Origin of the sequence: Collimonas sp. PA-H2 (assembly GCF_002564105.1) — a bacterium.
In the GTDB taxonomy this organism is placed as follows: Bacteria; Pseudomonadota; Gammaproteobacteria; order Burkholderiales; family Burkholderiaceae_D; genus Collimonas.
Map to the genome: position 1 here is coordinate 2438420 of NZ_PDBX01000001.1, position 25521 is coordinate 2463940.

The following is a 25521-nucleotide window of genomic DNA, read 5'->3' on the forward strand; positions in this document are numbered from 1 at the left end:
TGGGGTCAGAGTCGAATATAGCCGGAGCGACATATTCGACTCTGACCCCAATTAAAGGGGCTTAGAAGTTGAACATGGCCATCAGGTCGCCGACGGCGGTGGTGTTGACCGGGTGGTACTGGTCGGCGGCTACGCTGACCGGGTTGGGCAGGTTGTCGCGGCTGCGCGGCGACAGCGGCGGCAGGCGCCAGTTGCGTTCGATGAATTTCAGCACGGATGCGTGATCGTAATAGGTGTGGTCGACGAAGCCGGTGCGGGCGTAGGGCGAGACCAGCAGGAACGGGATGCGCGGGCCGTCGCCGAAGAAGTCGACGTTCTGGATGTAGCCGCTGTCGAAATGGCCGCCGCCTTCATCGGTGGTGACCAGGATCGCGGTATGCGCCCACAGCGTCGGATTGGCCTTGACCTTGGCGATCAGATCTTGCAGGAAGGCTTCATAGCGGGCCGGCGCGGAATAGCCCGGGTGGCCGCTGTCGAGGTTCTTCGGCACCACGAACGAAACCGCCGGCAGGGTGCCTTTGGCGATGTCGCTGTAGAAACTGGTGAGGCCGGCCAGGCTGGATTTCAGGCTGCTGTTCATGACATTGCTGGAGGCTACCAGCGGGTCGCCGATGGCGTTGTACTGCGCTCCTTGCGCGATCGCTACCGGGAAACCGAGGGCGGCGGCATCGGCCGTCACGTCGGCCACTTCGCGACCGCCGGTATACCACTTCCAGGCGACGTTTTTCTTGGCCAGGCCTTCGGCGATGGTCGGCACGGTTTGCGGCGGGTAGTTGTAGTTGTTGGGGCCGATGGGCTGGACGTTGCCGTTCATGTCGTAGCCCGGATTGTAGTTATTCACCAGATAGTATTTGCCGCTGTCGCAATTGCTCTTGACCTTTTTGCCGCTGAGGAAATTCAAGATCGCGCCGACACCCGGCTGGCTAGCATCCGAGCAATTGACGTAGGAGCCGCCCTGATAGCCGTCCTGCGAATAAAAGTTCGGCGTTTGCGCCAGTGGATTCGGATTCTCGATCTGGTTCGCCGGCGGCGTGCCGACAGCGCCGCCGTTATTGAAGTAAGGCAGGTCGCCGGTGGCGATGGTGAAGAAATTGGCGCCGGTGCCGCCCATGATGCCCTGATGGTAGTTATCGCTCAGCGCATATTGCTGCGCCAGCGATTTGAAGTAAGGCGCATCGCCGCTGGCCATGTTGAGGAAGCCCATCAGCTCGCCGCCCTGCCCCGGATTGCTGGGCGTTATGCCCTTGGTGTCGCCGCCCTGGCCGACGCTCGCGGCCACCCAGGTAAACAAATCGAGCTTGGAATTATCGCCGCCGGTCTGTTGCCACATCTGGAAGAAGCGATGCACCGGATCGCCGGTCTGGGCGCTGGCGGCAGTGCCGTAAGGGACGTATTTGGTCAGCTGGAACGGTCCGCTAGGCAGGTTGCCCGGGAAGCGCGTATCCGGCACGCCGCCCGGATCCTGGAAGGTCGGCGGTTTCAATTCGCCGATCGCGGTCGGTTGCGGCAGCGTGGCGTAGGCGCCGGCGCGTGTTGGGCTGATCGTATAAGCGGTCTGGGTTGCGCCCTGGTTCTGCATGGCCAGGCTGAAGTTCGGGCCAGGCGTGCCGTCGGCATTGATGATACCTTGCGACAGCAGGTTCCTGACGGTCTGTCCGCTCGGCGGCTGGTAGGCGCCGAACACGGCGTCGAAGGTTTGGTTTTCGCCGACGATCACGATCACGTTCTGGATTGGCGTGGTGGTCGGGCCGTTGTTCAGCGCCAGCACCGATTGGATCGCGGTGGCCGGCAGGGAGCCGCCGATGTTGCCGCTAGGCGGGATGGTCAGCACCGCGCGGTTGGCGTCGGCGCCTACCGCGATCTGGCCGCTGTGCACGTTAAAGCGGGCCAGCTCGAACAGGTTGTCGAGCGGATCGCCGGCGACGGCCTGGTAGACGGTGCTGCCGATAGGGTCGGCGGTTTCGCTGGCGGGCACGCCCAGCGCGGTAAACAAGGGTTGCAGCGGCAGGGTGACGTCGCTGACCGCCTGCGCAATGCTGGCCGAGCTGATTTTCGCCGCGCTGATCTGCGCCGCGGTCGGGCTGCCGTTAGGGACCATGCCCAGCACGCGCTGGGTCACCAGCGAGGTCAGCGGCGTCAGGTTGGCTTGTACCGCATTGCCGGCGCCGGGATTGATCACCGAGGATAAGGTGGCGGCGCTGCCGTCGGCATCGTTGAACGGCGCGGTGAGGACGAAAGGAGCCGTGCCTTTCAAGGGCAGCGTGAACTTGCCGCTGCCGTCGGTCAGCGCGGTCTGCACATTCTGGCCGCTGCTGTCGGTGATGGTGACAGTCACACCCGCCAGCGCCTTGCCGCTGGCGGCGACGCCGCTCACCGTGGCGCCGCCGGACATGATGCTGCCGCCGCTGCTGCCGCTGCAGCCGCACAGATAAACCAGCGTTGCGCATGCCAGCGCCAGGGAATGAGGTTTCATGAATTTATCCTGTGATGGATGGTTGAATAGTCAGGCCGGAAGACAGGCGCGGCGGGCGCGCACAGCGTGCACCTAGTTAGCTTTCTATTGTCGCCAGCAAATATGACTGCCTGATGTCAGGAAACTTTAGGGTTTGCGAAAAACAACAAACCGTTTAGAGTGAGTCGTCCATTGCGCCGAATGCATTATTGTGTTGCGCCACAGAAATAGAAGGAAGGCCTTATGAAGATGTCTTTGATGTCCTTGCTATTGTTCGCCCTGGTTGCCGACAAGGCGCTGGCAGACGATATGTCGATGTCGATGCCCGACATGCTGGCCGACAAAGATGTGATGCAAGCTGCCAATGCCTGTCTGGCCAGGCATCCGCAAGGCGGTAATATCTTTGTCGAAAACGTCTATCCGATGAACCGCGGGCTGGTCGGCGTCGTCACCGCCGACAGTTCCGGCCGCCGCTACGATTGCTACGCCGAGCTGGAAAGCGGCAAGGTGCGCAACAGCGCGGCCATCATCGAACCGCGCGGACCCTTGTTCGTCTCGGTGCGGCAGATGTCGGCGCCGCCCAAGGGCGAATGCTTCAACAGCAGTCCGCTGGTGATCGGCCGCCAGCTGCAAGGCTGGCTGCTGACGCAGACCGGCAAATGCAGCGGGGCTTCCTGGAACGGTATCGAGGCGGCGCCGAAAAATCCTTGAACGCAAGTCCTGCCGCAGCCGTTAAAATATCGTCAACTTTCCCATGTCGCACATATCAATAAGGTCCGCCCAGCCAACATGCCATCCCTCGATGATCTGACGACTGCTTACGCCGCCTACCAGCAGGAGACGCATATCGGGACTGCGCTGGACCTGATCCGCAAGCTGCACCAGGCCGGCAAGGCCGGGGACGCCATCGACCTGGCGCTGAAATGGTCGGAGCGAGCGGCAGCGCCGGTGCAGCGCGCGCAGCTGGCTTATTTCATGAGCTGTCTGGGTATGCTGGCGCCGGCGGAGGCTTTGTTGCAGGAGGTCCTGCCGCTGGTCGAGCCGGGCGAGGAGACCTACTACCAGATCAGGCTGGAACTGGCGATCGTCAAATACGGCCTGGGCAAATTTCATGAAGCGAGCTTGCTGCAACGCGTATTGCACGATACGCGATGGTGTGAGGTGTGGACCAGGCTGGCCTCGCACAATCGTGACAACGGCTGGTTTTTGCCGTTCAAGGACAAAGTGCTGCATGACCAGCCGGTTGCCGGCAAAACGATACTGATCGGCAGCGAAGGCGGCATCGGCGACCTGCTGCAATTTTCCCGCTACGTCAAGAATCTGCAGCAAGAAGGTGCCGCGCTGATCTATTGTCACGTGCCGCTGGCGGCGCAGAGCTTGATGGCGAATAGCGGCCTGCCGATTGTCGTGGTCGACGACACCATCAGCCATTTGGCGGCTTGCGACTTCGTTACCTGGGCATTCGCGCTGTTTACACGTTATCAGGAAAGCCCGTATTTTCCTGTTGCGGCAGAGGCTTACCTGGAGCTGGCGGCAGGACATGCCTTGCCGGACGCTATGCGCGACAAGCTCGCTCAGCGCAGCGGCGGCCGGCGCCGCATCGGGCTGGTCTGGCGCAGCGACACCCAGGCGCGGCACGAACCTTACCGTTCGATGGATTTGCGCGAACTGGCGCCTTTGCTGGCAGGCGTCGACGCCGACTTCTTTTCGCTGCAGGTAGGCGCGTTGAGCGTGACTGAGAGGCAGCTGCTGGAGCAGCACCAGGTGATCGACCTGGCGCCGCAGCTGCGGTCGTTCGAAGACAGTGCGCATGTGCTGGAACAGCTGGACCTGCTGCTGACTATCGATTCAGCGCCGGCGCATCTGGCCGGCGCCCGCCAGCGCCCGGTGTGGCTGATGCTGGCGCAGTCCTGCGACTATCGCTGGTACGACTGCCAGCGCTTCACGCCCTGGTATTCTTCCATGCGCCTGTACCGCCAGGCCGAACTGGGTGACTGGAGCCCAGTAGTCGCCGCCATCAGCGCCGACCTGTCGCGCTAGACTCTAGGGCCTGGCGCCGCTTTTAGGTAGAATCCAAGGGTCACATAAATCACTGAAGCCGCCGCAGGATAGTCCACGCCAGCATGGAGCCGACGGCTGATCGCTGCCGGCGGCGATAATGCGGTATTTCAGCCACTCAAAATTGGGAGATAAAATGCAGATCAATGCCAAAACCACGTTACTGTCCGCCGCCATTGCCTTGACGCTGGCGGGCACCGTGCAGGCACAGGAACAGGTAGTCAAGATTGCCCATGTCGGCCCGATCACCGGCCCGGTGGCGCACGTCGGCAAGGACAATGAAAACGGCGCGCGTATGGCGATCGAGGATCTCAACGCCAAGCACCTGGTCATCGGCGGCAAGCAGATCAAGTTCGTGCTGCAGGCCGAGGACGACGGCAGCGATCCGAAGCAGGCCACCAGCGTCGCCCAGAAACTGGTGGACGCCAAGGTCGCGGGTGTGGTCGGCCACCTGCAGTCGGGCACCTCGATTCCGGCTTCCAAGATTTACTTCGATGCCGGCATTCCGCAAATTTCACCGTCGGCCACTAGCGCCAAATATACCGAGCAAGGTTTCAACACTACCTTCCGCGTGGTGGCTAACGACGCCCAGCTTGGCGCCGCCATGGGACGCTATGCGGCCAAGACACTGCATGCCAAAAAAATCGCCGTGATCGACGACCGCACCGCCTACGGCCAGGGCCTGGCTACCGAGTTCCTGAAGGACGCCAAGGCTAACGGCGTCGATATCGTCGCTACCCAGTACACCAATGACCGCGCCACCGATTTCAGCGCCATCCTGACCGCTGTCAAGGCCAGGCAGCCTGACCTGATTTTCTTCGGCGGCATCGATGCCAGCGCCGGCACCATGCTGCGGCAGATGCGCCAGCTCGGCATTACCGCCAAGTTCATGGGCGGCGACGCCATCTGCACCGGCGCCCTGCCGCGCCTGGCGGGCGAAGGCTTGCAGGATGACCAGGTGTATTGCGCGATCGCCGGCGGCGTTGAAAACCAGGCGCCGCTGGATGTCTTCAAGGCGGCCTACAAGCAGAAATACCAGGCCGATATCGTGCAGTACGCGCCGTATACCTATGACGCCGTGATGCTCATGGCCAAAGCCATGCAAGAGGCGGATTCGGTCGATCCGAAGAAGTATCTGCCGAAGCTGAGCAAGATCCAGTACACCGGCGTCACCGGCAAGATCGCATTCGACGACAAGGGCGACATCAAGAACGGCACGCTGTCGATCTATACCTTCCGCAACGGCCAGCAGACTTTGCTGTCGCTGACCAGGTAAGGCCCGGGTAAGGCTTTAGTCTTCAGTAAGAGAACGCGGCGGCCGAATGGCCGCCGCATTTCGATCCGCGCACCGCGCGGCAGATAACACAAGGAGAGCATGTTGGCACAGGCGGCAAGCCGCACCGGGCGCTTATTCATGCTGATGGATGCATTGCGCGGCCACCGGCGGCCGGTCACGGCGGCGCGGCTGGCCGAGCAGCTGGGGGTCTCTGTGCGCACCATCTACCGCGATGTCCAGACACTGGTTGAACTGGGCGCGCCGCTGGAAGGCGAAGCCGGGCTCGGCTACGTGCTGCGCTCCGGTTTTTTCCTGCCGCCGCTGATGTTCAGCGAGGATGAGCTGGAAGCGCTGGTGCTGGGCGCGCGCTGGGTGCAGCGCCAGGGCGACGCCGACTTGGCGCTGGCCGCCGCCAATGCGCTCAGCAAGATCGCCAGCGCTGCGCCGGCCGACCTGCGCGACAGCATGGCGGACATGGGTTTGCTGGCGGCCAGCTATCAGCAGGAAGCGGTCGACAACACTGCCTTGGGCCCGATCCGCGAAGCGATCCGGCGCCAGCACAAGATCAACATCCGTTATAGCGATGAACGCGGCAGCGCCACTGAACGCCTGATCTGGCCGATTGCGCTGGCGTTCTTCGAGGGCAAGCGCCTGGTGATCGGCTGGTGCGAGCTGCGCAGCGGCTTCCGCCATTTCCGTTGCGACCGCATCAAGCTGCTGACGCTCACTAAATTGCGCTATCCGGAGCATCGCAGCGTGCTGCTGCAAAGCTGGCGGCGCGAGAATCCGTTTCCAGAAGATTAGCAGATGTTGCTTGTCAAAACGCTACTGACACAGACTGTCAGTAGCCCGGGACTAAGATGGCTGCATCGCCTCAACCACCCCGGGAGATCTTCATCATGCGCCTCTATCACCATCCAATTTCATCGAACGCCCGCCGCGCCGTCATGACTGCCCATCATCTGCAGCAGCCGGTAGAACTGGTGCTGCTGGACCTGTCCAGCAGCGAGCAGCGCAAGCACCTGCTCAGCCTCAATCCCAACGAAAAAATCCCGGTGCTGGTGGATGGCGACTTCATCCTCTGGGAATCCTGCGCCATCATGCAATACCTGGCCGACAAGACGCCGGGCCAGACCGTGTATCCAGCCGAGTTGCAGGCGCGCGCTGACGTCAATCGCTGGATGTTCTGGTCGGCCCAGCACTTGACGCCGGCGATCAGCATCTTTTACTGGGAAAATTTCATCAAGGGCCTGATCGGCGCCGGCCAGCCCGATCCGCTCGAACTCAAGCGCGGCGCGGTCGACCTGGAAGCGGTCGCCACCGTGCTTGATGGCCATCTGGCGCGGCGCCAGTGGGTCTGCGGCGACGGCCTGACGCTGGCCGACCTTGCCATCGCCGCGCCGCTGATGGCGACCGGGCCAGGGCGGGTGCCGCTGGCGCCCTACCGTCATCTGCAAGCCTGGTTCAGCCGCATGCAGGAACTGGAAGCCTGGCGCCAGACCGAACTCGAAGAAGAGCTGATGGTGGCCTGAGGCGATAGCAAATTCAATAGCAGATCCGATGGCAAATTCGCAAGGTCCGGCGCCGGCAAGGCTATAATCCGGCGATGGACCTTCCGCCGATTTTCAGCACCCTGCCGCAGCACCAGATCCTCAGCCGCCTGATATGGATGCGCTGGATCGCCATCGTGGCGCAGTTGCTGGTGATCGCGGTGGTGCATTTCACCCTCGATGTCGGCCTGTCGGCCGGCGCGCTGAAGTCGCTGTTTGGCGTGATCGCCCTGCTCGGCATATTCAACCTGCTGAGCTGGTGGCGCATGCGCTATGCGCGGCCGGCCGGCGATTCAGAACTGTTCATGCAGCTGCTGGTGGATGTCAGCAGCCTGTCGCTGCTGCTGTATTTTTCCGGCGGCGCCACCAATCCCTTCGTCTCGTTTTACCTGCCGGCGCTGGCGGTCGGCGCCGCCATCCTGCCGTGGCGGCTGGCGTTTGCGCTGGCGCTGTATGCATTTGCCAGCTATTCCTTGCTGACCTATGTCTACCAGCCGCTGCACATCCACGACAGCAGCCGCGGCATGGCTTATCACCTGGCCGGGATGTGGGCCAATTTTGCCGTCTCGGCGGCGCTGATCACCTGGTTCGTGACGCGCATTTCCGCCAACCTGCGGCAGCGCGAGACGCAGCTGGCGCAGGCCCGCGAGCGCCAGCTGCAAGGCGAGCGCATGGTCGCGCTGGGCGCCCAGGCCGCCGGCGCGGCGCACGAAATGGGCACGCCCCTGGCTACCATCGCGGTCATCGCCGGCGAATTGCGCAATGAAGCCCGGCAAAGTCCGGTGTTGCTGGTGTATGGCGCCGACCTGGCCCTCATCGAACAGCAGATCGCGGTGTGCAAGAACGCGCTCGAACGCATGCGCGTCGATGCCGATCCGCAGGCCGCGCTGGGGCCGCACGCGCTGAAAGAATGGCTGGGGAAATTCATCGACGCCTGGCGCTTGCGCTATCCGGCGATCAAGCTGTCTCTGTCCCTGCCGGAGCAGGATGGCATGAGCAGCGACATCCAGGTGCTGGGCCAGATTCTGCTGACCTTGCTCGACAATGCGGCGCGCGCGGTGGCGGCTGCTGGCGGCTGGGTCCAGGTCACGCTGACGATAAGCGCTGCCGGCGCGCTGATCCGGGTGCGGGACGACGGCGCCGGCATCGATGCCGGACTGTTGCCGCGGCTCGGTTACCAGCCGGTCGCCGGCAGCGCCGGCGGCAAGGGTATAGGCTTGCTGCTGGCGTTCGAGAGCGCGCGCCAGATCGGCGCCGGGATCAGGCTGAGCGCGCCAGCGGCCGGCGGCACCATTGCTGACTTGACGGTCGCGCTGGCATGAGCAGCTTCCTGATACTTGACGATAACCTGGTGTTCGCCGAGACGCTGGCGCGTTCGCTGGGCCGGCGCGGTTTCAGCGTGACGGTCGCCCATGACGGCCGGCAAGCGCTGGCAGCCGCCAGCCAGACCGCTTTCGAGCTGGTGACGATAGACCTGCAGCTGGAGCAGGATTCCGGCCTGCAGTGGATCGCGCCTTTGCGCCAGGCCTTGCCGCAGGCGCGGCTGCTGGTGCTGACAGCCTATGCCAGCATCGCCACCACGGTGCAGGCGATCAAGCTGGGCGCCGACAATTACCTGGCCAAGCCGGCCAATCTCGATTCCATCCTGCTGGCGCTGCAGCACGACTGCGCCGCTCAGCCGCCGACGGCAGCCGCGGCGGCGCTGCCTTTATCGGTGGACCGTTTGCAATGGGAGCACATCCAGTACGTGCTGGCCCAGCACCAGGGCAATGTCTCCTCGACCGCGCGCGCCCTCAACATGCATCGCCGCACCTTGCAGCGGCGCCTGGCGAAAAAGCCGGTGGCCAAGTAAGCGCCCGAGGCCGGCCCGGAACGGCAAGGGCAGCACTGGGCGGATTGCCGGTGCGGCTTGCAATGCACCGATGATTTCTTTCCGGAAATAGCAACTCTGCTATGATGAAAAATGCCTTTTGGAAACTTGTAAAAATACAATTTTTATTGTCCAAACTCGTCATGGAAGGATGTCCGCTATGGAATGGCTGCATGACCTATTCAAGAGATCCCCTGAGATAGCGCTGTTTTTTTCGCTCGCAGTCGGTTATTACGTCGGCAAGATCAAGTTTGGCAAATTCCAGCTCGGCGGCGTCGCCGGGTCGTTGCTGGTGGCGGTGCTGGTCAGCCAGGTGGGGGTGCAGGTCGATCCGGGCGTCAAGGCAGTCTTGTTCGCACTGTTCATTTATGCGGTCGGCTATGAAAGCGGTCCGCAATTCTTCAATTCTCTGGGCCGACAGTCGATCCGCGAAATCTTCCTGGCGGCGATCCTGGCGCTCACCGGCCTGGCGACGGTAGTGATCATGGCCCGGCTGTTCGGCCTCGACAAGGGACTGGCGGCAGGCATCGCGGCCGGCGGCCTGACGCAGTCGGCCATCATCGGCACCGCCGGCGACGCCATCACCAAGCTCGGGCTGGATGCGGCCGAAGTGGCGCGCCTGCAGGGCAATGTCGCGGTGGGCTATGCCGTGACCTACGTCTTCGGTTCCTTCGGCGCCATCATCGTCTGCGTCAATATCCTGCCCAAGCTGATGGGGCGCAGCATCCGCGAAGATGCGGCCAGGGCTGAGACCGCCATGCAGGCCGGGGTCAAGGTGCTGGGGCCGGAGCAGCATGCGGCCTTGCCGGAGCTGGTCGGGCGCCTGTATGAAGTCACCCAGGGCAAGATCTCGGTCGAGGAAGTGGAAAATCTCGATCCGGCCACCGCCGTCACGATTGAAAGAGTCATGCGCGCGGGCCAGGTGATCGAAGTCAATCCGCAGCTGCAGCTGCAGCCGCAGGATATCGTGCTGGTGGTGGGTCGCCGCGAAGCGGTGGTCAGCACCTCCGGTTTCCTCGGCAAGGAAGTGTATGCGGTGGAAGGCATGGAGCTGACCATGCAGCATCGGGAAGTGGTGCTGACCAACCGGGAATTCCATAACAAGAGCGTGGCGGCAATCCGGGAGCAAACCGCGGGCGACGTACGCCACGGTATCTACGTGGTGCAGATCAGCCGCATGGGGCAGGTGCTGCCCATCCTGCCTGAAACCATCGTCCAGGTGGGCGACGTGGTGTCCATCTATGGCGCCGAACAGGACGTCAAGCGGGTGGCCGATATCGTCGGCTACGTGATCGTTCCCACCGCCAAAACCGATTTCGTCTATCTGGGCGCCGGCCTGGTGGTGGGTTTGCTGGCGGGCCTGCTAGTGGCCAAGGTCGGCTCGATTCCGCTGACCCTCGGCAGCGGCGGCGGCGCCCTGCTCTCCGGCCTGCTGTTCGGCTGGTTCCGTTCCAAGCACCAGTCCTTCGGCGCCATGCCGGTGGCGGCGGTGCAGATCCTGAAAGACCTCGGCCTGGCCGGTTTCGTGGTGGTGGTCGGCCTGTCTTCCGGCTTGCAGGCGGTGCAGACGGTGCGGCAGCAGGGCTTCACCATCTTCGGCGTCGGTATGGTGGTGACCATCTTGCCGATGATCCTGACCATGCTGATCGGCCGCTATGTGCTGCGCTATGACAATACGGCGGTGTTCGCCGGCGCCCTGAGCGGTTCGCGCAGCGCCAATCCAGCTTTCGGCGAAGTGCTCGACAAGGCCGAAAACGCCATCCCGACCGTGCCTTTCGCCATCACCTATGCACTGGCCAATGTATTCCTGACCCTGCTCGGACCGCTGGTGGTGGCGCTGGTCTGATCCGTTTGTGACCCATCCCGGGTCTGCCGCGGCGGACTCACACTATTCAATAAGGAGTATCGGAAATGGATTTCAGCAACCCAGATAAACTCGCCCTGCTCAGCCCGTTTGAATTGAAAGATGCCTTGATCCACGTGGCGGCGAAAAACGACCGCTCGATGCTCAACGCCGGCCGCGGCAACCCGAATTTCCTGGCGACCACGCCGCGCCACGGTTTTTTCCAGTTCGGCCTGTTCGCCATGAGCGAAGCCGAGCGTTCCTATATCTACATGGATGGCGTCGGCGGCTTTCCGAAGCTCGACGGCATCGAAGCGCGTTTCGAGATATTTACCAAGTCGCACGCCGGCGTCGAAGGCATCCGTTTCATCGAAGCGGCGGTGTCGTATGTGCGTGACCAGCTGGGCTTGTCGGCCGCCGATTTCCTCTACGAGATGTGCGTGGCCATCCTCGGCTGCAACTATCCGGTGCCGGACCGCATGCTGAACCTGAGCGAGAAGATCGTCGGCCAGTACATCCGGCGCGAGATGATAGGGGCGCATCCGTTCATCGGCAACTTCGACATGTACGCGGTGGAAGGCGGCACCGCCGCCATGACCTACATCTTCAACAGCCTGCGCGAAAACCATATCCTCAAGGCCGGCGACACCATCGCGCTCGGCATGCCGATCTTCACCCCGTATATCGAGATCCCGCAGCTCAACGATTACCAGCTGGTCGAACTGCTGGTCGACGCGCCGTCCGAGAACAACTGGCAGTTCACCAGGAAAGAGCTCGACAAGCTGCTCGATCCCAAAGTCAAGGCCTTCTTCCTGGTCAACCCGAGCAATCCGCCATCGGTCAGGATCAACGACGAGACGCTGGCGCATATCGCCGAGATCGTCAAGCAACGCCCCGACCTGATCATCCTCACCGACGACGTCTACGGCACTTTCGCCGACGACTTCGTCTCGCTGTTTGCGATTTGTCCCTACAACACCATCCTGGTCTACTCGTTCTCGAAATACTTCGGCGCCACCGGCTGGCGCATGGGCGTGGTCGCCACCCACGAAAAGAATATCCTGGACGACAAGATCGCCGCCCTGCCGGAAGCCCGCCGCAAGGAGCTGGACCTGCGCTACAACTCGATCACCACCGAGCCGCGCGCGCTGAAATTCATCGACCGCCTGGTAGCCGACAGCCGCACCGTGGCGCTCAACCATACCGCTGGCCTGTCAACTCCGGTGCAGGCGCAGATGACCTTGTTCTCCCTGTATTCGCTGATGGACGAACCGCAGGAATACAAGAAATCGATGAAGCGCATCGTCCTGCGCCGCAAGGAAGCACTGTACCGGGCGCTGGCGTTGCCGATGCCGGTAGACGCCGATTCGGTCCACTACTACCATCTGCTCGACCTGGAAACGCTGGCCACGCAAATGTATGGCGCCGATTTCGCCAAATGGATGGTGCAGCGTTTGAAGCCGAACGAAGCGCTGTTCCGGCTGGCGGAAGAAACCGGCGTGATCCTGCTGCCGGGGCGCGGCTTCGGCACGGCGCACGCGTCGGGACGCGTGTCGTTGGCCAATCTCAATGAATACGACTACGCCAACATCGGCAAGGCGATCCGCAAGCTGGCGCTGGAATTCCATGTGCAGTTTGAGAAAAATGCAGGCGGCGAAAAAAGCGCCAAGAGCGCGGCCGGCGGCAAGGCGGCAGGCGCAAAAGCCAAGGCTGCGAAGAAAGCGAAGAAATAAGTAAAGATAGCGGCAGACGATAAAAATCCCATGGCATGCCATGGGATTTTTTTTTGATGACCGCGTTACGGCTTATAGCCGTCGTTCAGGGTTTTCAGGAAGGCGATGACATCCTTGATTTCGCTGTCCGTCAATGCCGGCTGGCCGCCCGGCTTGCGGTCGAACGGCGCCTCCACATTGACGTTGCCGTGATAAGCCGGCGGCAAGTCGTCGTATTTCATGACGCTGCCGTCTTTTGCTTTCGGATACCATTTCTGCGGCTGGGTATCGCGCTCCACATAGAATTTGATGACCTGTTCCAGGCTGCTGAAGCTGCCGTTGTGGAAAAACACCTTGCGCGTCGCCACATTGCGCAGCGATGGCGTCTTGAACATGCCGCAGTATTCGGTCTTGTCTTTCAGGTCGGTGCGGTCGGGGCCGCACAGGCCCATGTCGTAGTATTTCGGGTCGGTGTTGGCCGGGATATGCTTGTTGCGCGGCACGCCGATGGCGATCAGGCCGTAATCGGTAAACTGCGGGAAGGCGCCGCTGGGGCTGATTTCGCTGATGTGGCAAGAGGCGCAATTGCCCTTGGCGGGATTGTTGAACAGCTGCAGGCCGCGCAGCTCCTGCTTGCTGAGCTGGGTTTGCTGGCGCAGGAAGGCGTCGTACTTGCTGTTGTAGGGGTAGAACTCGGTCGGACTTTCCTGGAACACTTCGAGCGCCATCAGCGCCCATTTGAAGGCTTGTTCCTGGTTGTCGAAAATAGTTGCGCCGAAAGTCTGGCGGAACTGTGCCGCATAGCTGGCCCGCTTCAGTTTTTCCACCACCTCGGCCGGGCTGGCGTTGCCCATCTCATGCGCCGACAACAGGGGAATGCGCGCCTGGTCGTGCGTCGACGGCGCGCGGCCATCCCAGTTATGGCCGCCGGTAGGGCCGGCATCGATGCTGTCGTCGCCGTCGTCATCGAAGAAGTGTTCGGTAAACGCCGGCACGTTCTGGATATAGCGCAGCGACGGCGCCGCCCGCGTACCGAGGGTTTTCATCTCCTTGCCACCGAGCTGGACCGCCAGGTTGTTGGGCGGGCCGAAGGCGTGTTCCGGACTATGGCAGGTGGCGCAGGACATCTTGCCTGAGGCCGACAACGAGGAATCTGAAAACATGGTGCGTCCCAGCGCCGTCATCGCAGCTACCGACGGCTGCTGTTTCAGCGTGGGCGCGTAGGTGGCGCCGAGATAGGCCGGCGTCGCCGGCTTGGCGGCCGCTACCGGGCCGGCGTCGGCATGCTGCTGGCCGCAGCCGTTCAGGAAGAGCGCGGCTATGCCGCTCAGGAATGCAAGGACCGCTGGTTTCATGATGATGGAAGGCGAAGTGGTGGGCGAACTGCCGCAAGTGTTGTTATTTTGTGCGCAAGACTAGCAGTCCTGCATGACAGAACGATGACACGCTCCTTTGCAAAAAAATAAATACCGGCCGGAGACCGGCATTTCACACAGTTGAAATATTCGGGGCATAGGATTGCGCTTTTTATCGCCCAGGGAGGGGTTATGAAGCGGACTATGGATTGGCTGCCGGTTACGGTAGCCGCGGTGACGTTATCGGCGGGATTGAGTGCATGTGGCGGCGGTGGCAGCGGTTCGGTCGGCGGCGATACAGGCGCAGTGACCGCCGGCCAGGTGACTGGCAGCTACTACGAAAATGCGCAAGTATGTTTTGAGGACAAGGTCAAGAAAGCCACCTGCGATGCGGCATCGCCGGTAGTCAAGACCGGCGCCGACGGTTCCTACTCCTTGCGAGGCCAGGGTCCGGTGCTGGCGACCATCGACACCAGCGCCATCCATCACGAAGTGCTGGGCGACAAAGGCACGGCCGTCGCGCAAAAGCTGCTGTTCCGCGCACCTGTAGGCCGCAGCGCCTTCGTCAGCGCGATTTCCACTGAACTGGCTGCGGCCATGGACGCCAACGGCGGCGATTTCGCCGATGCCAGCAAGAAGCTGGCGGCAAAAATCGGCACCGCTGAAGCCAACCTGCTGGCCGACATCAACAAGCTCGGCGGCCAGGACCTGGCTGCCTTGAAGGCAGAAGCCGCGGCAATCAATGCCGCCATCGCTGCCGCCGTGGCGCAGGGTGGCGACGTTGATCTGGGCCAGGCGTTGGGGCGCGCGCTGGCCATGAACAACATCCAGAACGTGGTGGTGATCTTTGCCGAAAACCGCGGCTTCGACAATCTGTACGGCCTGTACCCGGGCGCTAACGGCATTCCCGGCGTCAATCCGACTTCAACCTCGGCCTACGTGCCGCAGAAAGACTTCGACGGCAGCACCCTGCCCGTCCTGCCGCCGACCTGGGGCGGCATGACCCTGGCCGGCCAGAGCACGGTCATCACTCAGGCGCAGTCGGCCAATCTGCCGAACAAGCCGTTCCAGATCGATGACAGCAATAGCCCGATCTACATGTCCTCGGCCGTGATCACGCGCGACCTGGTGCATCGTTTCTACAATAATCAGATGCAGATCAACGGCGGCAAGAACGACAAGTTCACCGCCTACTCTGACGCCGGCGGCCTCAGCATGGGCTACTACGACGGCAGCAAGATGAAGCTGTGGAACATCGCCAAGCAGTACACGCTGGCCGACAACTTCTTCATGGGCGCCTTCGGCGGTTCTTTCCTGACCCATCAATACCTGATCTGCGCCTGCGCCCCGACCTATCCGAATGCCGACGCCGCCACTTCGCCGGCCAAGAATAACATTTCGGCGGTCAACCTGGACGCCAGCGGCAACCTGATCGGCCTGGCGCCGGGCACCGGCAATCCGACCTCGGTATTGAATGGCGCGCCTGTCTACCAGAAAGACAGCACCATCACACCGAAAGACGCCTCCGGCATGTTCTATGCGGTCAACACCATGCAGCCGCCGTACCAGCCTAGTGGCAATGCCGCGGCCGCCGTGGCTGCGTATGCCGATCCGAGCAAGGCGACTACCTTGCCGACGCAATCGCAGACCACGATTGGCGACCAGCTTAGCGCCAAGGGCATCAACTGGGCCTGGTATGCCGGCGCCTGGAACGCCGCGCTGGCGGATGCGCCGAACGCCAGCCGCAGCGTGATCTATAGCGGCAAGGTGCAGTTCCAGCCGCATCACCAGCCGTTCAACTACTACAGCCGTTTCGATCCGGCCACGGCGACCGGCGCCGCCGAACGCGCCAGCCACCTGAAGGATTTCGACGCCTCGTTCCTGCAAGATGCGGCGGCGGGCAAACTGCCGGCGGTAGCGTTCTACAAGCCGCAGGGTAACCTCAACCAGCACCCTGGTTACGCCAACGTCGTCGACGGCGATGCGCATATCGCCGATGTGATCGCCAAGCTGCAAGCCAGCCCGCAGTGGAAACACATGCTGATCGTCGTGACCTACGATGAAAACGGCGGCTTCTGGGACCACGTCGCGCCGCCTAAGGGCGACCGCTGGGGTCCGGGCATGCGCCTGCCGACCTTGCTGGTTTCACCGTATGCGAAAAAGGGCTTTGTCGACCACACTCAGTACGATACCGCTTCGATCCTGCGCTTCATCACGAACCGCTATTCGCTGCCGGTACTGCCCGGCATCACGGCGCGCGATAAGGCGCTGGTGGCCAACGGCGGCAAGCCGATGGGCGATCTGACCGGCGCCCTGACGCCAGTGCCGCAGGAGTAAATTGCAGGAAGGTCGCTGCTGCAGGTCCGGGCAACGATTGATTGGCGACATCGCACCGGCTGCCTTGAAAAAGGCAGCCGGTTTTTTTACGCCGGCCAGGCGCCCATCGGCGCCAGCGCCGGTGAGAATTCCGCTGCGCTCCAGCGCAGCGGCAACGATGCCTCGACCCGTATCGCCTGTTCCACATGGAAGCGCAGCAAGCGCTGCGCGCCGGCGAACGATGCGACTTCAGGTCCGTCCCAGATCAGCTCGGCCGTCACCGCCAGGTAGATCAGGTCGCCGCTGGCGAAATCGATGAACAGCAAGCCGGCGCGCGGATGCACGACCAGGTTGCCGATGGTGTTGAAGAAAAAATTGCCGACGAAGTCCGGCACGGTCAGCGTCTTGGCGTCGTCGATGCGGACAAAGCCGGGCTTGCCGCCGCGATGCGAAACGTCGGCGCCGTAGCCGCCCTCCCCGGCCTCGCCATCTGCGGATTGCTCTTGCAGAAAAGCGGTGGCGATGAAGAAGGTGTCGGCGCTGCTGATCAGCTGCTGCATGGCGCCGTCCAGCTCGCCGGTGCGATGCACCCGCGGCGCCGCGGCGCTGGCGCTGTCGATGGCGCTTGGGCGGCGCGCCTGGATGTATTTGGGGCAGTTGCCGAAGCTCTGCTCGACTTTCAGGGTCCAGCCATCCGCATCCAGCTGCTCGACCCTGCCGTTCATGCGATTGCGGCGGCGTGTGTGCGGCTCGATGCCCAGCAAGCCGATGGCGGCGTTGGCGGCCAGGGTTTGCTGCAGCGGATCGGCCGCCAGCGCATGGGCATGGATGCGCAGATGCTCGGCATCCGGCGAGGTGACGAAACCGGGGGCGCCGGTCACGATCGAGGCCCATGGCTGTTGCTGGCGGTCGACGCTGCCGACGATCATGAACGGCAGCTGGCTGAAGAATTCGCGGTGCTGGTCAGGCATCGCGGCGCGGATCACCTGGCTGCGCGCCGCCATTTTTTCCAGTACGCCGGCGCGTTGCTGCACTGCCCGCTCGCCGCGATGGAACACCGATTTTCCAGCGCCGGCGCTGGCTGTTTCCGGATGGTTCATGATTGCTTGCCTCGTCAATGATTGAGCACAGTATTACCCGCGGCGCGTTCACAGCAGATCGCGCCAGCTCAGGCCGCCAGCGGCTGGTTGGCGCGCATGGCGACAAAGCCCGGCAGCGCTTCGATGCGGCGCAGCCAGCTGCGGATCTGCGGATAAGCATCGAGCGCGATCCCGCCTTCCGGAGCATGCGCGATATAGCTGTAGGCCGCAACATCGGCAATGGTCGGATGGCCGCCGGTCAGGTAGTTCTGGCCGGCTAGGTGCGGCTCCAGGATCGCGAATAGCTGCAAGGCGGTGGCGCGCGCGGCTTCGCGGTCCAGCGGCGCGCCGAACAAGGCCGCCATGCGGGCGCTGGCAGGGCCTCGGAAAATCTCGCCGGCCGCCAGCGACAGGAAGCGTTGCACGGCGGCGGCGCCGAGCGGGTCGCGCGGCAGCCAGGCGGCATCGCCGTATTTGCTGGCCAGGTAGACCAGGATGGCATTTGAATCAGCCAGTGTGACCGCGCCGTCTTCAATCACTGGCACTTGGCCGAACGGGTTCTTGGCCAGGAATGCCGGCTTTTTTTGCTCGCCGGCGCGCAGATCGACTTCGATCATTTCAAACGGTAAATCCAGCAGCGACAAAAACAGTTCTACCCGGTGGGCATGGCCGGAGAAGGGCGAGCGGTAGAGGCGGATAGGCTGGGCTGGGCGGACGACTGGCATGGCAAGACTCCTGGAGAATTTGAATAAGACGCTGACAAAATGCGGCGCGGACGCTGCTAGCTGTAATACGGTAGTTCTGTACCGAACAATCGGTACAATACAAAGCCAAAACAGTCTTGTCAAGTAAAAACCAGCTAAACCGGCGCAAGATTTTTTAGGCGGCCGGCGCGCCGAGCAAGATATTCGGGAAATTCTCGACCATGCGCATGAACGGCCCGTTGCTGCCCAGGGCGCGCGACACCACCAGCGAGCCCTGGATCGCGATCACGGCATTTTCGGCGCGCACCGCGGCCTCGACCTTGTCGATGCCGGCGTCTTCCGCCACCGCCGCCAGCAAAGCCATCAGGCTGCGCATGCGGCTGCCCAGATGCTGCTGGAACAAGGAGCCGGCCTCGCCGATGGTGAATACATCGGTCAGGCAAGGCGCCATGCCGTTGGAATAAAACTCTGACAATTTTCCGGCAAACTCCAGTGCGCGCTGCTCGGGCGGCTGCTTGCTGGTCAGCGTCGGCAGCACATACTGGGTGAACCAGCCGCCGACCGCGGCCATCGCCGCGCTGGCCATGTCTTCCTTGCCGTTCGGAAAATAATGATACAGGCTGGAGCGGCCCAGGCCGGTGGCGTCCGACAGGCGCGACAGGCTGCTGCCCTCGTAGCCGAAGCGGCGGAAGGCGGCCAGGATGCGTTCGATGACTTCGTCTCGGGTAAGGGCGGCGGTGGGCATGATGATTTGTACCGAATGTTCGTTGTTATCAATTTAGAGGTGAAATGGCAAAACAGCAAGCACTTAGCGCGTAAAAAAGACAAAAACCCGGCAACACCGCGACAAATAATGATTGCTTAGCTAATCATATTTATCTACACTGGCCCTATGTTTGATCACTGCCTTTATTTCAATACCACCGCGCTGGCGCGCATCGTCGAGCGCGAGTGGAACGCTGCCTACCAGCCTTTCGACCTGACCGCACCGCAAGGTTTTGTCTTGCGCACCGTGCTGCGGCGGCCCGGTCTGCTGAGCAGCGAAGTGGCGGATGTCTTCGGCATCGCCAGGCCGACCGCGACCCGTTTACTGGATGCCTTGCTGGCCAAGCAGCTGATCGAGCGCCGGCCGTCGGCGGCAGACGGCCGCGAATGGAATATTTTCCCGACCGCCGCCGGGCTGGCGCTGGACGGACCGATCAACGCCGTCAGCGCCGAGGTGGCGCAGCGGCTGCGGCAGCAGATCGGCGGCGACCGTTTCGACGGCTCGATTGCGGCCCTGCGCGGGATTCGCGAAAGCATAGGCTGATACAGCAGTAAGCACAGTGAGTACAGTGCGCCGCCCGGGCGCATTATTTTTCATCATTTAGTTGTTTAGCTAACTTCTTTTGCGCGAGGAGCCGCCATGCCTGTCATTTCACAAAATCCGCAGCAAGCCGCACGCCGTTCCACCTTGATCGTTAGCGTTATCGTTACGGTGATCGCGCTGTTGCTCGCCATCGCTTATCTGGCAATTGCCGAGCCGGAGACGGGCCAGGCTGCGTGCATCGCGGCGCACGCCGCCGAACGCGGCATCAGCAGGCAGCAGCTGGCCAGCCAGATGCGTTATCAGGAGAACCTGGTTGCGATCCTGTCTGCCTGCAGCGGCATGACGCCATGAAATTGCAACAAGAAATTTCAGCAGCTGTACGCGTGGCAAGCCTATGTTTTAATTCCTGCGTGGCTTGGCATTGCCCAGGCTAGATCGCCTGTTCACCTGTTTCCATATACCTTTTGAGAGAGCCGCATGCCGCGTCGATTACTCCCGTTTATCCTGCCGCTTTGCCTGTACGGCAGCAGCGCCTTCGCTGCCTGTCCCGACGCGCCTGCCGGCCTGCGCAATATCGAGGCCAACGGCTATTACTCGGATGCGCATTACTCCATCGTCGATCCGGTGCTGAAAGCCCGCAACGAAGCCGCGGTCAAGCCGTTCAGCGACTACCTGGCGACAGTCAGCGCCAATGCCGACCGTTACATCGCCAGCGGCGATACCGCAGCCGCCGAGTGCGCCTTGCGCTGGCTCGACCGCTGGGCGGTGGATGGCGCGATGCTGGGCAAGGTCAGCAGCAGCCAGGCGCAGTACGAACGCAAATGGACGCTGGCCGGCGTGGCGCTTGCGTATATCAAATTGCGGCCGCTGGCCGAGCCGGCGCAACGTCTGCATATCGAGAGCTGGCTGCCGCGGCTGGCGGACGCCGCGCTGGCGTATGTCAGCGACGCCAAGCGGGCGCGCAATAATCACTATTACTGGGTCGGCTTGGCGGTGATGGCGACCGGCGTCGCTACCGGCGATGCGCGCTATATCGACGCCGCCAGCAAGATCTACGACAGCGCGCTGAACGACATCGGCGACGACGGTAGCCTGCCGCTTGAGCTGAATCGCGCAGGCCGCGCACTGGCTTATCACAACTATGCGCTGGCGCCGCTGGTCATGATGGCTGAGCTGTCGCGCATGAATCACGATAACTGGTACCAGCGCCGCCACGGCCGCCTGCAAAGGCTGGCGCGTCTGGTGCTGGACGGTATCGCCGATCCGGCCTGGTTCGTGCAGAAAACCGGCGCGGCACAGGAAATACCGAAAGGCGGAATCCTGGGCTGGATCGTGTTCTATCGTGAAATCGCGCCGGAACTGACGGCGCCGTCGCAGGCATTGATGGAGCAGGCGCCATTCCGCTACGCACAGCTGGGCGGCAATCTCAGCGTGCTGGCCGAAAAACATTTCTTCGAGCGGCCCTGAGCTGCAGGCGCCAGCGGGAAAGCGCAGCTTCCTATTCGGCCGGCTGCGTCAGCTGGCCTGACCCAGCTGAGGTGTTTGCATGCAGACCGCAGCCGCGGCTGAAATAGAGAGACGCCAGCGCGCATGACAGCGCGGCGGCGGACACCGCTGCGCCCACCAGCGGAGTCCAGACCAGCGACCGCCAGGCAATCACCAGGCCGCCGCAGGCGGCGCCCAGCGCCACGCCGAGGTGCATGGCGGAAGTATTGAGGCCGATATTCACTTCGCTGGCCGCTGGCGCCGAGCTGATCAGGTAGCTCTGCACGGTGGGCGAAATGCTCCAGCTCAAACTGCTCCATAACATCATCGCCGGCAAGAACAGCCAGAACGATCCGGCAAACAGCGGCAGGCTGGCCAGCACCAGCGTGAACAGCGCCGGCACCAGCCATACGGTGCGGCGCGCGCCGAGGCGATCCGATAGCCAGCCGCCGAGATAGCCGCCGCTCACCGCTGAGACGCCGAACAGCGCATACATCAGGCTCAGGCTGTCGCCGTGCAGGCCGAACGTGGCGCCGAGGTAGGGCGCCAGGTAGGCAAACAAGGTGAAATGCCCGGCGATCATCAGGATCGACACCAGCTGCGCCAAAGCCAGGCTGGGAACCGCCAGCTGCTGCCAGTAGCGTCGCAGCGGCAAGGGTTGCGGCGCGGTCATCCGCGGCAGCCTGGCTTGCAGCCAGAAGATCAGCGCGGCGGCCAGCAGCGCCATGGCGGCAAACGGCAGGCGCCAGCCGAGCCGGTCGCTGAGCAGGATGCCGAACGGGATGCCCAGCACCAGCGAGGCGCTGATGCCCATGAAGATGACGCCGATGGCGCGGCCGCGGTGGCTGGGGGTCACCAGCGCGGAGGCGAAGGTGGTGCACAGGACCACGATCAGCGAACAGCTGGCGGCCGACGCGATGCGCAGGACAAACAGGCTGGCATAGTTGGGCGCTAGCGCGGCCGCGAGGTTGCTGAGCGCGAAAATCGCCAGCGCCGCCTGCAGCAGGGTGCGCCTTTCAATGCGGGCCGTCAGCGACAGCAGCAGTGCTGCACACAGGGCAAAGGAGAGGGAAAAGATGCTGGTCAGCTGGCCGGCGACGCTGACCGATACCGCCAGGTCGTGCGCCAGCAAGGGCAGGATGCCGCCGACCAGGTTTTCATCGAGGCCGGCAATGAAAGCCGTCAGCGCCAGCAGATAGATACGACGATCCATGGACAGTTCCGTTTAAAGTTTTGCAGCTGGCTGCAGCAGGAAACAGTCGATGGCGGGGCCATCAATGCGGAATGCCGGTACGCGCTTGCTAGTTGAAAATCAAATCAATTATTGGGTTTGATGATGCCCATCATGACCGCGCGGCTGATGGCGTGGCGGGTGCTGTAGACGCCCAGCTTCATCGCTACGTTCTTCATGTGGAAATACACGGTGCGCTGGGAAATGCCCAGGATCAGGCCGATCTCGCTGCTGGTCTTGCCGTCGGCGCTCCAGCGCAGGCATTCCAGTTCACGCGCCGACAACAGCGATTCCTGATTCGGGGTGGATTTGCGCCATAGCGTTTCGGCGGCTTCCTGCAGATACAGGCCGAGCAGCAGGGTGTCGGCCTGGCTGCCGGCCGGCGGCGCCGTCGACGGCGCCGCGTTGCTGTAAAAATCGAGGCGGTTGAACGACTGCTTGGTATGCAGCGCCAGGCTTATGCCATGGGTGATGCCCATGGTTTTCAAGAGTGGATAGATCTGGCCGCCATGCAGCAGGCACAGCTGCTCGACCTGCCAGCTGAGCGGCAGGCAGGAACGCGCCAGGTGCTGCTGGACCGGATCGGTCTTGTCGTCCGTGGGCTGGGTGAACAGCTGCAGGGTGGCGCCGGGCAGGGTGCCGAACATCTGCACCACCGAGGCGCCGTTGGCGCCGGTGACATCCATCTTCAGCATGAAGTCGCAGATGCCGAGCTGCGCCAGCAGGCGCTGGCTGCGCGCCCGCAACTGATCCCAGTCAGGAGCTTGCGCGATCAGCAGCAGATCGGGGGCGGATAATCGAGGAGCGGTTTCGCTTCGCAGCATGGATTTATCTTCGGTTAGGATTTAACGTCAGCGGATTGATCACGTAAAAATTCCGCGAATGAATAAAACGATTCGCGCAGATAGTGCGCCGGGAAATCAAACAAGGCCCAATAATAGTCTTGCGCGCCAAAACAAATCTGCGCCGGCAGGCAATATGATATCCAATCATGGCGCAAGGCGTCGGTGTACATGCCGCCGGTGTCGGAAAAGAAGGGCACCAGCCGCATTTCCCGCAAGCCGGTCAGCAGTTCCAGCGGCGCGCCATAGTCTTGCGCCACCTCCAGCTGCGACATCAGGCTGGCTTCGGTTTCCACCACCATCAGCGTCGCCTTGCCCTGGATGTCGAAGAACAGGATGCCGGTCGGGTTAGGGAACAGATAATACTCGACAAAGCCGTGCCGCTTGCAAAGTTGTTCCACCAGCGCCTCCAGCGCCGGATCCGACAGGAAGGTGTAGGAATGGCGCGACAGCAGGTCTTTCAGCGTCAGCGACTGAGCGTGGAAGAATTCCTTCTGCAGGGCGCGGATTTCCATTTCCAGATGATCGAGGGCGTCGTGGTCGCTTTTCTTGATGAAGCGGTCGATCAGACCCCGGTTGAACGCCTCGATGGCGATTTTTTCGTCGGCCTGGCCGGTAAACAGGATCTTTTTGCAGGGCAGGTCCTGCACCGCCTGGCAGAACGCCAGGCCGTTCATCTGCGGCATTGCATAATCGATCACAAGTACCGACGGCAGCATGAAGCGGCGGCGGTTCATCGACTGCCGGTAGATCTGGTCGATATCGACCGCGACCGTGCGGCGGTCGAAGGAATAGGTCTGTTCGTCGTAGTTGACGCGGATCGACTGGCTTTTGCTGGGTGAATGGCGATAGGCGTCGCGCAGCCAGTCCAGGGCGGCCTGGGTATCATGGAAGACCTTGCGCGCCATATGCGGCGGCAACTGGAAAGCCAGGCTGTCCAGGAAGCTCTGGCTGTCGTCGATCAGGATCGTCAGCGTCGGATGTTGATAAACAGGTAATGAAATATTCATGGCGGTGCGTTGCAGGCGCAATTACGGCATATGCGCTTGATTAGATAAGACTGCTAATTTAACAGAGAGCGCACATCTGCTGCTTTTTGTTGCACTACCGGCGGAAATTCCAGCACAAAAACGGTGTAGGCCAGCGGCCGCGAAATCACCCGTATGCGGGCGCCCCAGGCATTCAGCACATCGCGGCAAAAAGCCAGTCCGATGCCGGTGCCGTTGTGCTCTGGATAGGCGTAGAAACGTTCGAATATCTGCGACATGCGGCCGGCTTCGATGCCGCTGCCGGTATCGATGAACAGCAGCCTGGGCCGGGCCCGCGCGCCGTCCAGCACGATCCGTATGCGGCCCTTGCCGACGCGCTGGATCGAAGTCAGCGCATTGCGCAGCAGGTTGATCAGGACCATCGAGCACAGCTCGCTCTGGCCCAGCAAACGGAAATCGGAGCGGACCGTGATGGCAACCAGGTCGCGCTGTTCCTGATTGACGAAAGGATAGCGCTGCATCATCAGTTCGACCGCCGCCGCCATCGACACGATATCCTTTGGAATCAGATTCTCCTTGCCGGTGGAAGCGCTCAGCAGGAACAGGTCGATCACATTGTTCATGTGCCGCACTTCAAACTCGATGCGCGCCAGCGCCTTTTCTATCGGCACCCCGCTGGCTGCCAGCGGCACGGCGTTTTCCTGCAGCAGCCGGCTCAGGCCGCGGGCGTTGGCGTTGATGCTGCGCAAAGGCGTGCGCAATTCGTGCGATACCGTCGCCAGGGCGGTTGCCATGCCGGCCAGCTTTTCCTGAGCCAGCACCTTTCTGCCCACCTTGGCCAGCGATACCGTGAAGATGGCAAAGACCTGGATCGGCAATTGTTCCAGCATCTGGGCGCTCAGCGGCATGATGCTGCCGTGTAGCGTTGCATAAATGACATAAGCCACCAGGGTGCCGACAAGATAGGAAAGGAAAGCCAGCGTAGTATCGAAGTGAAACAGGAGAATCAGCCCGATCAGCAATGACTGGCCCCAGACCGCTGAACCGTCATTCATGAGAAACATGAAGGTGAAAAAAAACGGCAGCCCGTAAGTCAGGCAAACAAAAAAATACACCGCCAGCCATTTTCTCTGGCGCAGATGGCGGATGAAAATAATCGGCGCGCACAGGGCGACGCAAAACATGCGCAGACCGAGGTTTTCATACGGCTGCGGAAACCAGTACGACCAGATCACGTAATACAGCGGCATGCCGATCACGGCAACCCAGGCCAGGATCGCCACGCGATTGGCCATATCGTTGAACTGGGTGTTGATGCTCAGCCACCAGCGGCTTGCAGCACGTTCCCAGGCGCGCCAGCGCTTGCTTTTCCAGCTGCTAATGTTTTCAATCATGATGTATCAGATATGTGGCTGATTGGATTTTGTATGACGCTGTTGCAAGGCGACGG

22 protein-coding genes are annotated in these 25521 nt (G+C 62.1%); 13 read left to right on the top strand and 9 right to left on the bottom strand.

Annotated features, from left to right (window positions below; all coding sequences use genetic code 11):
• Positions 1-61 precede the first annotated feature (61 nt).
• Positions 62-2473, bottom strand: a complete 2412-nt coding sequence (locus BCF11_RS11140; RefSeq protein WP_098494801.1) for an alkaline phosphatase family protein — start codon at positions 2471-2473, stop codon at positions 62-64.
• 222 nt (positions 2474-2695) lie between these two features.
• Between BCF11_RS11140 and BCF11_RS11145 the strand changes: the two genes are divergently transcribed.
• From BCF11_RS11145 to BCF11_RS11185, 9 genes are all read left to right on the top strand, one after another.
• A complete protein-coding gene (locus BCF11_RS11145; protein ID WP_098494802.1) occupies positions 2696-3163 on the top strand; it encodes a hypothetical protein in 468 nt (155 codons plus the stop codon).
• A gap of 78 nt (positions 3164-3241) precedes the next feature.
• The gene (locus BCF11_RS11150; protein WP_098494803.1) at positions 3242-4492 is read left to right on the top strand and encodes a glycosyltransferase family 9 protein; all 1251 of its coding nucleotides are present in this window, start codon (positions 3242-3244) and stop codon (positions 4490-4492) included.
• Between the two features lie 154 nt (positions 4493-4646).
• On the top strand, positions 4647-5786 hold the full coding sequence (locus tag BCF11_RS11155; protein WP_098494804.1) for a branched-chain amino acid ABC transporter substrate-binding protein: 1140 nt from the start codon (positions 4647-4649) through the stop codon (positions 5784-5786).
• A gap of 99 nt (positions 5787-5885) precedes the next feature.
• Entirely contained in the window at positions 5886-6590 is a 705-nt protein-coding gene (locus tag BCF11_RS11160; RefSeq protein WP_233212444.1) for a YafY family protein, read from the top strand.
• Between the two features lie 95 nt (positions 6591-6685).
• Positions 6686-7318 carry a glutathione S-transferase family protein gene (locus BCF11_RS11165; RefSeq protein ID WP_098494805.1) on the top strand — a complete coding sequence of 211 codons (633 nt, stop codon included), beginning with the start codon at positions 6686-6688 and terminating at the stop codon, positions 7316-7318.
• A 74-nt stretch (positions 7319-7392) separates the two neighbouring features.
• Entirely contained in the window at positions 7393-8658 is a 1266-nt protein-coding gene (locus BCF11_RS11170) for an ATP-binding protein (protein WP_098494806.1), read from the top strand.
• The gene (locus BCF11_RS11175; protein WP_098494807.1) at positions 8655-9188 is read left to right on the top strand and encodes a response regulator transcription factor; all 534 of its coding nucleotides are present in this window, start codon (positions 8655-8657) and stop codon (positions 9186-9188) included. The genes BCF11_RS11170 and BCF11_RS11175 overlap by 4 nt, the downstream gene beginning before the upstream one ends.
• A 178-nt stretch (positions 9189-9366) precedes the next feature.
• Positions 9367-11052 carry an aspartate-alanine antiporter gene (gene aspT / locus BCF11_RS11180; RefSeq protein ID WP_098494808.1) on the top strand — a complete coding sequence of 562 codons (1686 nt, stop codon included), beginning with the start codon at positions 9367-9369 and terminating at the stop codon, positions 11050-11052.
• 65 nt (positions 11053-11117) lie between these two features.
• Positions 11118-12782, top strand: a complete 1665-nt coding sequence (locus BCF11_RS11185; RefSeq protein ID WP_098494809.1) for a bifunctional aspartate transaminase/aspartate 4-decarboxylase — start codon at positions 11118-11120, stop codon at positions 12780-12782.
• A gap of 65 nt (positions 12783-12847) precedes the next feature.
• Here the strand turns inward: BCF11_RS11185 and BCF11_RS11190 are convergent, their stop codons facing one another.
• Positions 12848-14116, bottom strand: coding sequence for a cytochrome-c peroxidase (locus BCF11_RS11190; RefSeq protein WP_098494810.1), 1269 nt, complete (start codon positions 14114-14116; stop codon positions 12848-12850).
• A gap of 192 nt (positions 14117-14308) precedes the next feature.
• Between BCF11_RS11190 and acpA the strand changes: the two genes are divergently transcribed.
• The gene (gene acpA / locus BCF11_RS11195) at positions 14309-16453 is read left to right on the top strand and encodes an acid phosphatase (protein WP_098494811.1); all 2145 of its coding nucleotides are present in this window, start codon (positions 14309-14311) and stop codon (positions 16451-16453) included.
• 86 nt (positions 16454-16539) lie between these two features.
• Here acpA and BCF11_RS11200 read toward each other — a convergent pair whose 3' ends face one another.
• The 3 genes from BCF11_RS11200 to BCF11_RS11210 form a co-directional block, all read right to left on the bottom strand.
• Positions 16540-17532, bottom strand: coding sequence for a pyridoxamine 5'-phosphate oxidase family protein (locus tag BCF11_RS11200; RefSeq protein WP_098494812.1), 993 nt, complete (start codon positions 17530-17532; stop codon positions 16540-16542).
• Positions 17533-17600: 68 nt separating this feature from the next.
• Positions 17601-18236: a glutathione S-transferase family protein gene (locus BCF11_RS11205; protein ID WP_098494813.1), complete on the bottom strand. Its 636-nt coding sequence runs from the start codon at positions 18234-18236 to the stop codon at positions 17601-17603.
• A 154-nt stretch (positions 18237-18390) separates the two neighbouring features.
• Complete coding sequence (locus tag BCF11_RS11210) at positions 18391-18960, bottom strand: TetR/AcrR family transcriptional regulator (RefSeq protein WP_098494814.1); 570 nt, start codon at positions 18958-18960, stop codon at positions 18391-18393.
• A 147-nt stretch (positions 18961-19107) separates the two neighbouring features.
• Between BCF11_RS11210 and BCF11_RS11215 the strand changes: the two genes are divergently transcribed.
• The 3 genes from BCF11_RS11215 to BCF11_RS11225 all read left to right on the top strand — a co-directional run bounded on the left by BCF11_RS11215 (position 19108) and on the right by BCF11_RS11225 (position 20991).
• Positions 19108-19524, top strand: a complete 417-nt coding sequence (locus tag BCF11_RS11215; RefSeq protein ID WP_098494815.1) for a MarR family winged helix-turn-helix transcriptional regulator — start codon at positions 19108-19110, stop codon at positions 19522-19524.
• A 96-nt stretch (positions 19525-19620) separates the two neighbouring features.
• The gene (locus BCF11_RS11220; RefSeq protein ID WP_098494816.1) at positions 19621-19875 is read left to right on the top strand and encodes a hypothetical protein; all 255 of its coding nucleotides are present in this window, start codon (positions 19621-19623) and stop codon (positions 19873-19875) included.
• Between the two features lie 126 nt (positions 19876-20001).
• Entirely contained in the window at positions 20002-20991 is a 990-nt protein-coding gene (locus BCF11_RS11225) for an alginate lyase family protein (RefSeq protein ID WP_098494817.1), read from the top strand.
• Positions 20992-21022: 31 nt separating this feature from the next.
• On the opposite strand, the gene BCF11_RS11230 is transcribed toward BCF11_RS11225, so the two are convergent.
• The 4 genes from BCF11_RS11230 to BCF11_RS11245 all read right to left on the bottom strand — a co-directional run bounded on the left by BCF11_RS11230 (position 21023) and on the right by BCF11_RS11245 (position 25465).
• The gene (locus BCF11_RS11230; RefSeq protein WP_098494818.1) at positions 21023-22222 is read right to left on the bottom strand and encodes an MFS transporter; all 1200 of its coding nucleotides are present in this window, start codon (positions 22220-22222) and stop codon (positions 21023-21025) included.
• A 104-nt stretch (positions 22223-22326) separates the two neighbouring features.
• A complete protein-coding gene (locus BCF11_RS11235) occupies positions 22327-23064 on the bottom strand; it encodes a LuxR family transcriptional regulator (protein ID WP_098494819.1) in 738 nt (245 codons plus the stop codon).
• Between the two features lie 14 nt (positions 23065-23078).
• Complete coding sequence (locus BCF11_RS11240) at positions 23079-24092, bottom strand: response regulator (RefSeq protein ID WP_098497446.1); 1014 nt, start codon at positions 24090-24092, stop codon at positions 23079-23081.
• Between the two features lie 53 nt (positions 24093-24145).
• Entirely contained in the window at positions 24146-25465 is a 1320-nt protein-coding gene (locus BCF11_RS11245) for a sensor histidine kinase KdpD (RefSeq protein ID WP_098494820.1), read from the bottom strand.
• Positions 25466-25521: the final 56 nt, after the last annotated feature.

What these genes read in the sequence shown, in the direction of transcription:
- BCF11_RS11140 (WP_098494801.1), bottom strand. Translation starts at nt 2,473, where the DNA reads ATGAAACCTCATTCCCTGGCGCTGGCATGCGCAACGCTGGTTTATCTG.
- BCF11_RS11145 (WP_098494802.1), top strand. Translation starts at nt 2,696, where the DNA reads ATGAAGATGTCTTTGATGTCCTTGCTATTGTTCGCCCTGGTTGCCGAC.
- BCF11_RS11150 (WP_098494803.1), top strand. Translation starts at nt 3,242, where the DNA reads ATGCCATCCCTCGATGATCTGACGACTGCTTACGCCGCCTACCAGCAG.
- BCF11_RS11155 (WP_098494804.1), top strand. Translation starts at nt 4,647, where the DNA reads ATGCAGATCAATGCCAAAACCACGTTACTGTCCGCCGCCATTGCCTTG.
- BCF11_RS11160 (WP_233212444.1), top strand. Translation starts at nt 5,886, where the DNA reads ATGTTGGCACAGGCGGCAAGCCGCACCGGGCGCTTATTCATGCTGATG.
- BCF11_RS11165 (WP_098494805.1), top strand. Translation starts at nt 6,686, where the DNA reads ATGCGCCTCTATCACCATCCAATTTCATCGAACGCCCGCCGCGCCGTC.
- BCF11_RS11170 (WP_098494806.1), top strand. Translation starts at nt 7,393, where the DNA reads ATGGACCTTCCGCCGATTTTCAGCACCCTGCCGCAGCACCAGATCCTC.
- BCF11_RS11175 (WP_098494807.1), top strand. Translation starts at nt 8,655, where the DNA reads ATGAGCAGCTTCCTGATACTTGACGATAACCTGGTGTTCGCCGAGACG.
- aspT (WP_098494808.1), top strand. Translation starts at nt 9,367, where the DNA reads ATGGAATGGCTGCATGACCTATTCAAGAGATCCCCTGAGATAGCGCTG.
- BCF11_RS11185 (WP_098494809.1), top strand. Translation starts at nt 11,118, where the DNA reads ATGGATTTCAGCAACCCAGATAAACTCGCCCTGCTCAGCCCGTTTGAA.
- BCF11_RS11190 (WP_098494810.1), bottom strand. Translation starts at nt 14,116, where the DNA reads ATGAAACCAGCGGTCCTTGCATTCCTGAGCGGCATAGCCGCGCTCTTC.
- acpA (WP_098494811.1), top strand. Translation starts at nt 14,309, where the DNA reads ATGAAGCGGACTATGGATTGGCTGCCGGTTACGGTAGCCGCGGTGACG.
- BCF11_RS11200 (WP_098494812.1), bottom strand. Translation starts at nt 17,532, where the DNA reads ATGAACCATCCGGAAACAGCCAGCGCCGGCGCTGGAAAATCGGTGTTC.
- BCF11_RS11205 (WP_098494813.1), bottom strand. Translation starts at nt 18,236, where the DNA reads ATGCCAGTCGTCCGCCCAGCCCAGCCTATCCGCCTCTACCGCTCGCCC.
- BCF11_RS11210 (WP_098494814.1), bottom strand. Translation starts at nt 18,960, where the DNA reads ATGCCCACCGCCGCCCTTACCCGAGACGAAGTCATCGAACGCATCCTG.
- BCF11_RS11215 (WP_098494815.1), top strand. Translation starts at nt 19,108, where the DNA reads ATGTTTGATCACTGCCTTTATTTCAATACCACCGCGCTGGCGCGCATC.
- BCF11_RS11220 (WP_098494816.1), top strand. Translation starts at nt 19,621, where the DNA reads ATGCCTGTCATTTCACAAAATCCGCAGCAAGCCGCACGCCGTTCCACC.
- BCF11_RS11225 (WP_098494817.1), top strand. Translation starts at nt 20,002, where the DNA reads ATGCCGCGTCGATTACTCCCGTTTATCCTGCCGCTTTGCCTGTACGGC.
- BCF11_RS11230 (WP_098494818.1), bottom strand. Translation starts at nt 22,222, where the DNA reads ATGGATCGTCGTATCTATCTGCTGGCGCTGACGGCTTTCATTGCCGGC.
- BCF11_RS11235 (WP_098494819.1), bottom strand. Translation starts at nt 23,064, where the DNA reads ATGCTGCGAAGCGAAACCGCTCCTCGATTATCCGCCCCCGATCTGCTG.
- BCF11_RS11240 (WP_098497446.1), bottom strand. Translation starts at nt 24,092, where the DNA reads ATGAATATTTCATTACCTGTTTATCAACATCCGACGCTGACGATCCTG.
- BCF11_RS11245 (WP_098494820.1), bottom strand. Translation starts at nt 25,465, where the DNA reads ATGATTGAAAACATTAGCAGCTGGAAAAGCAAGCGCTGGCGCGCCTGG.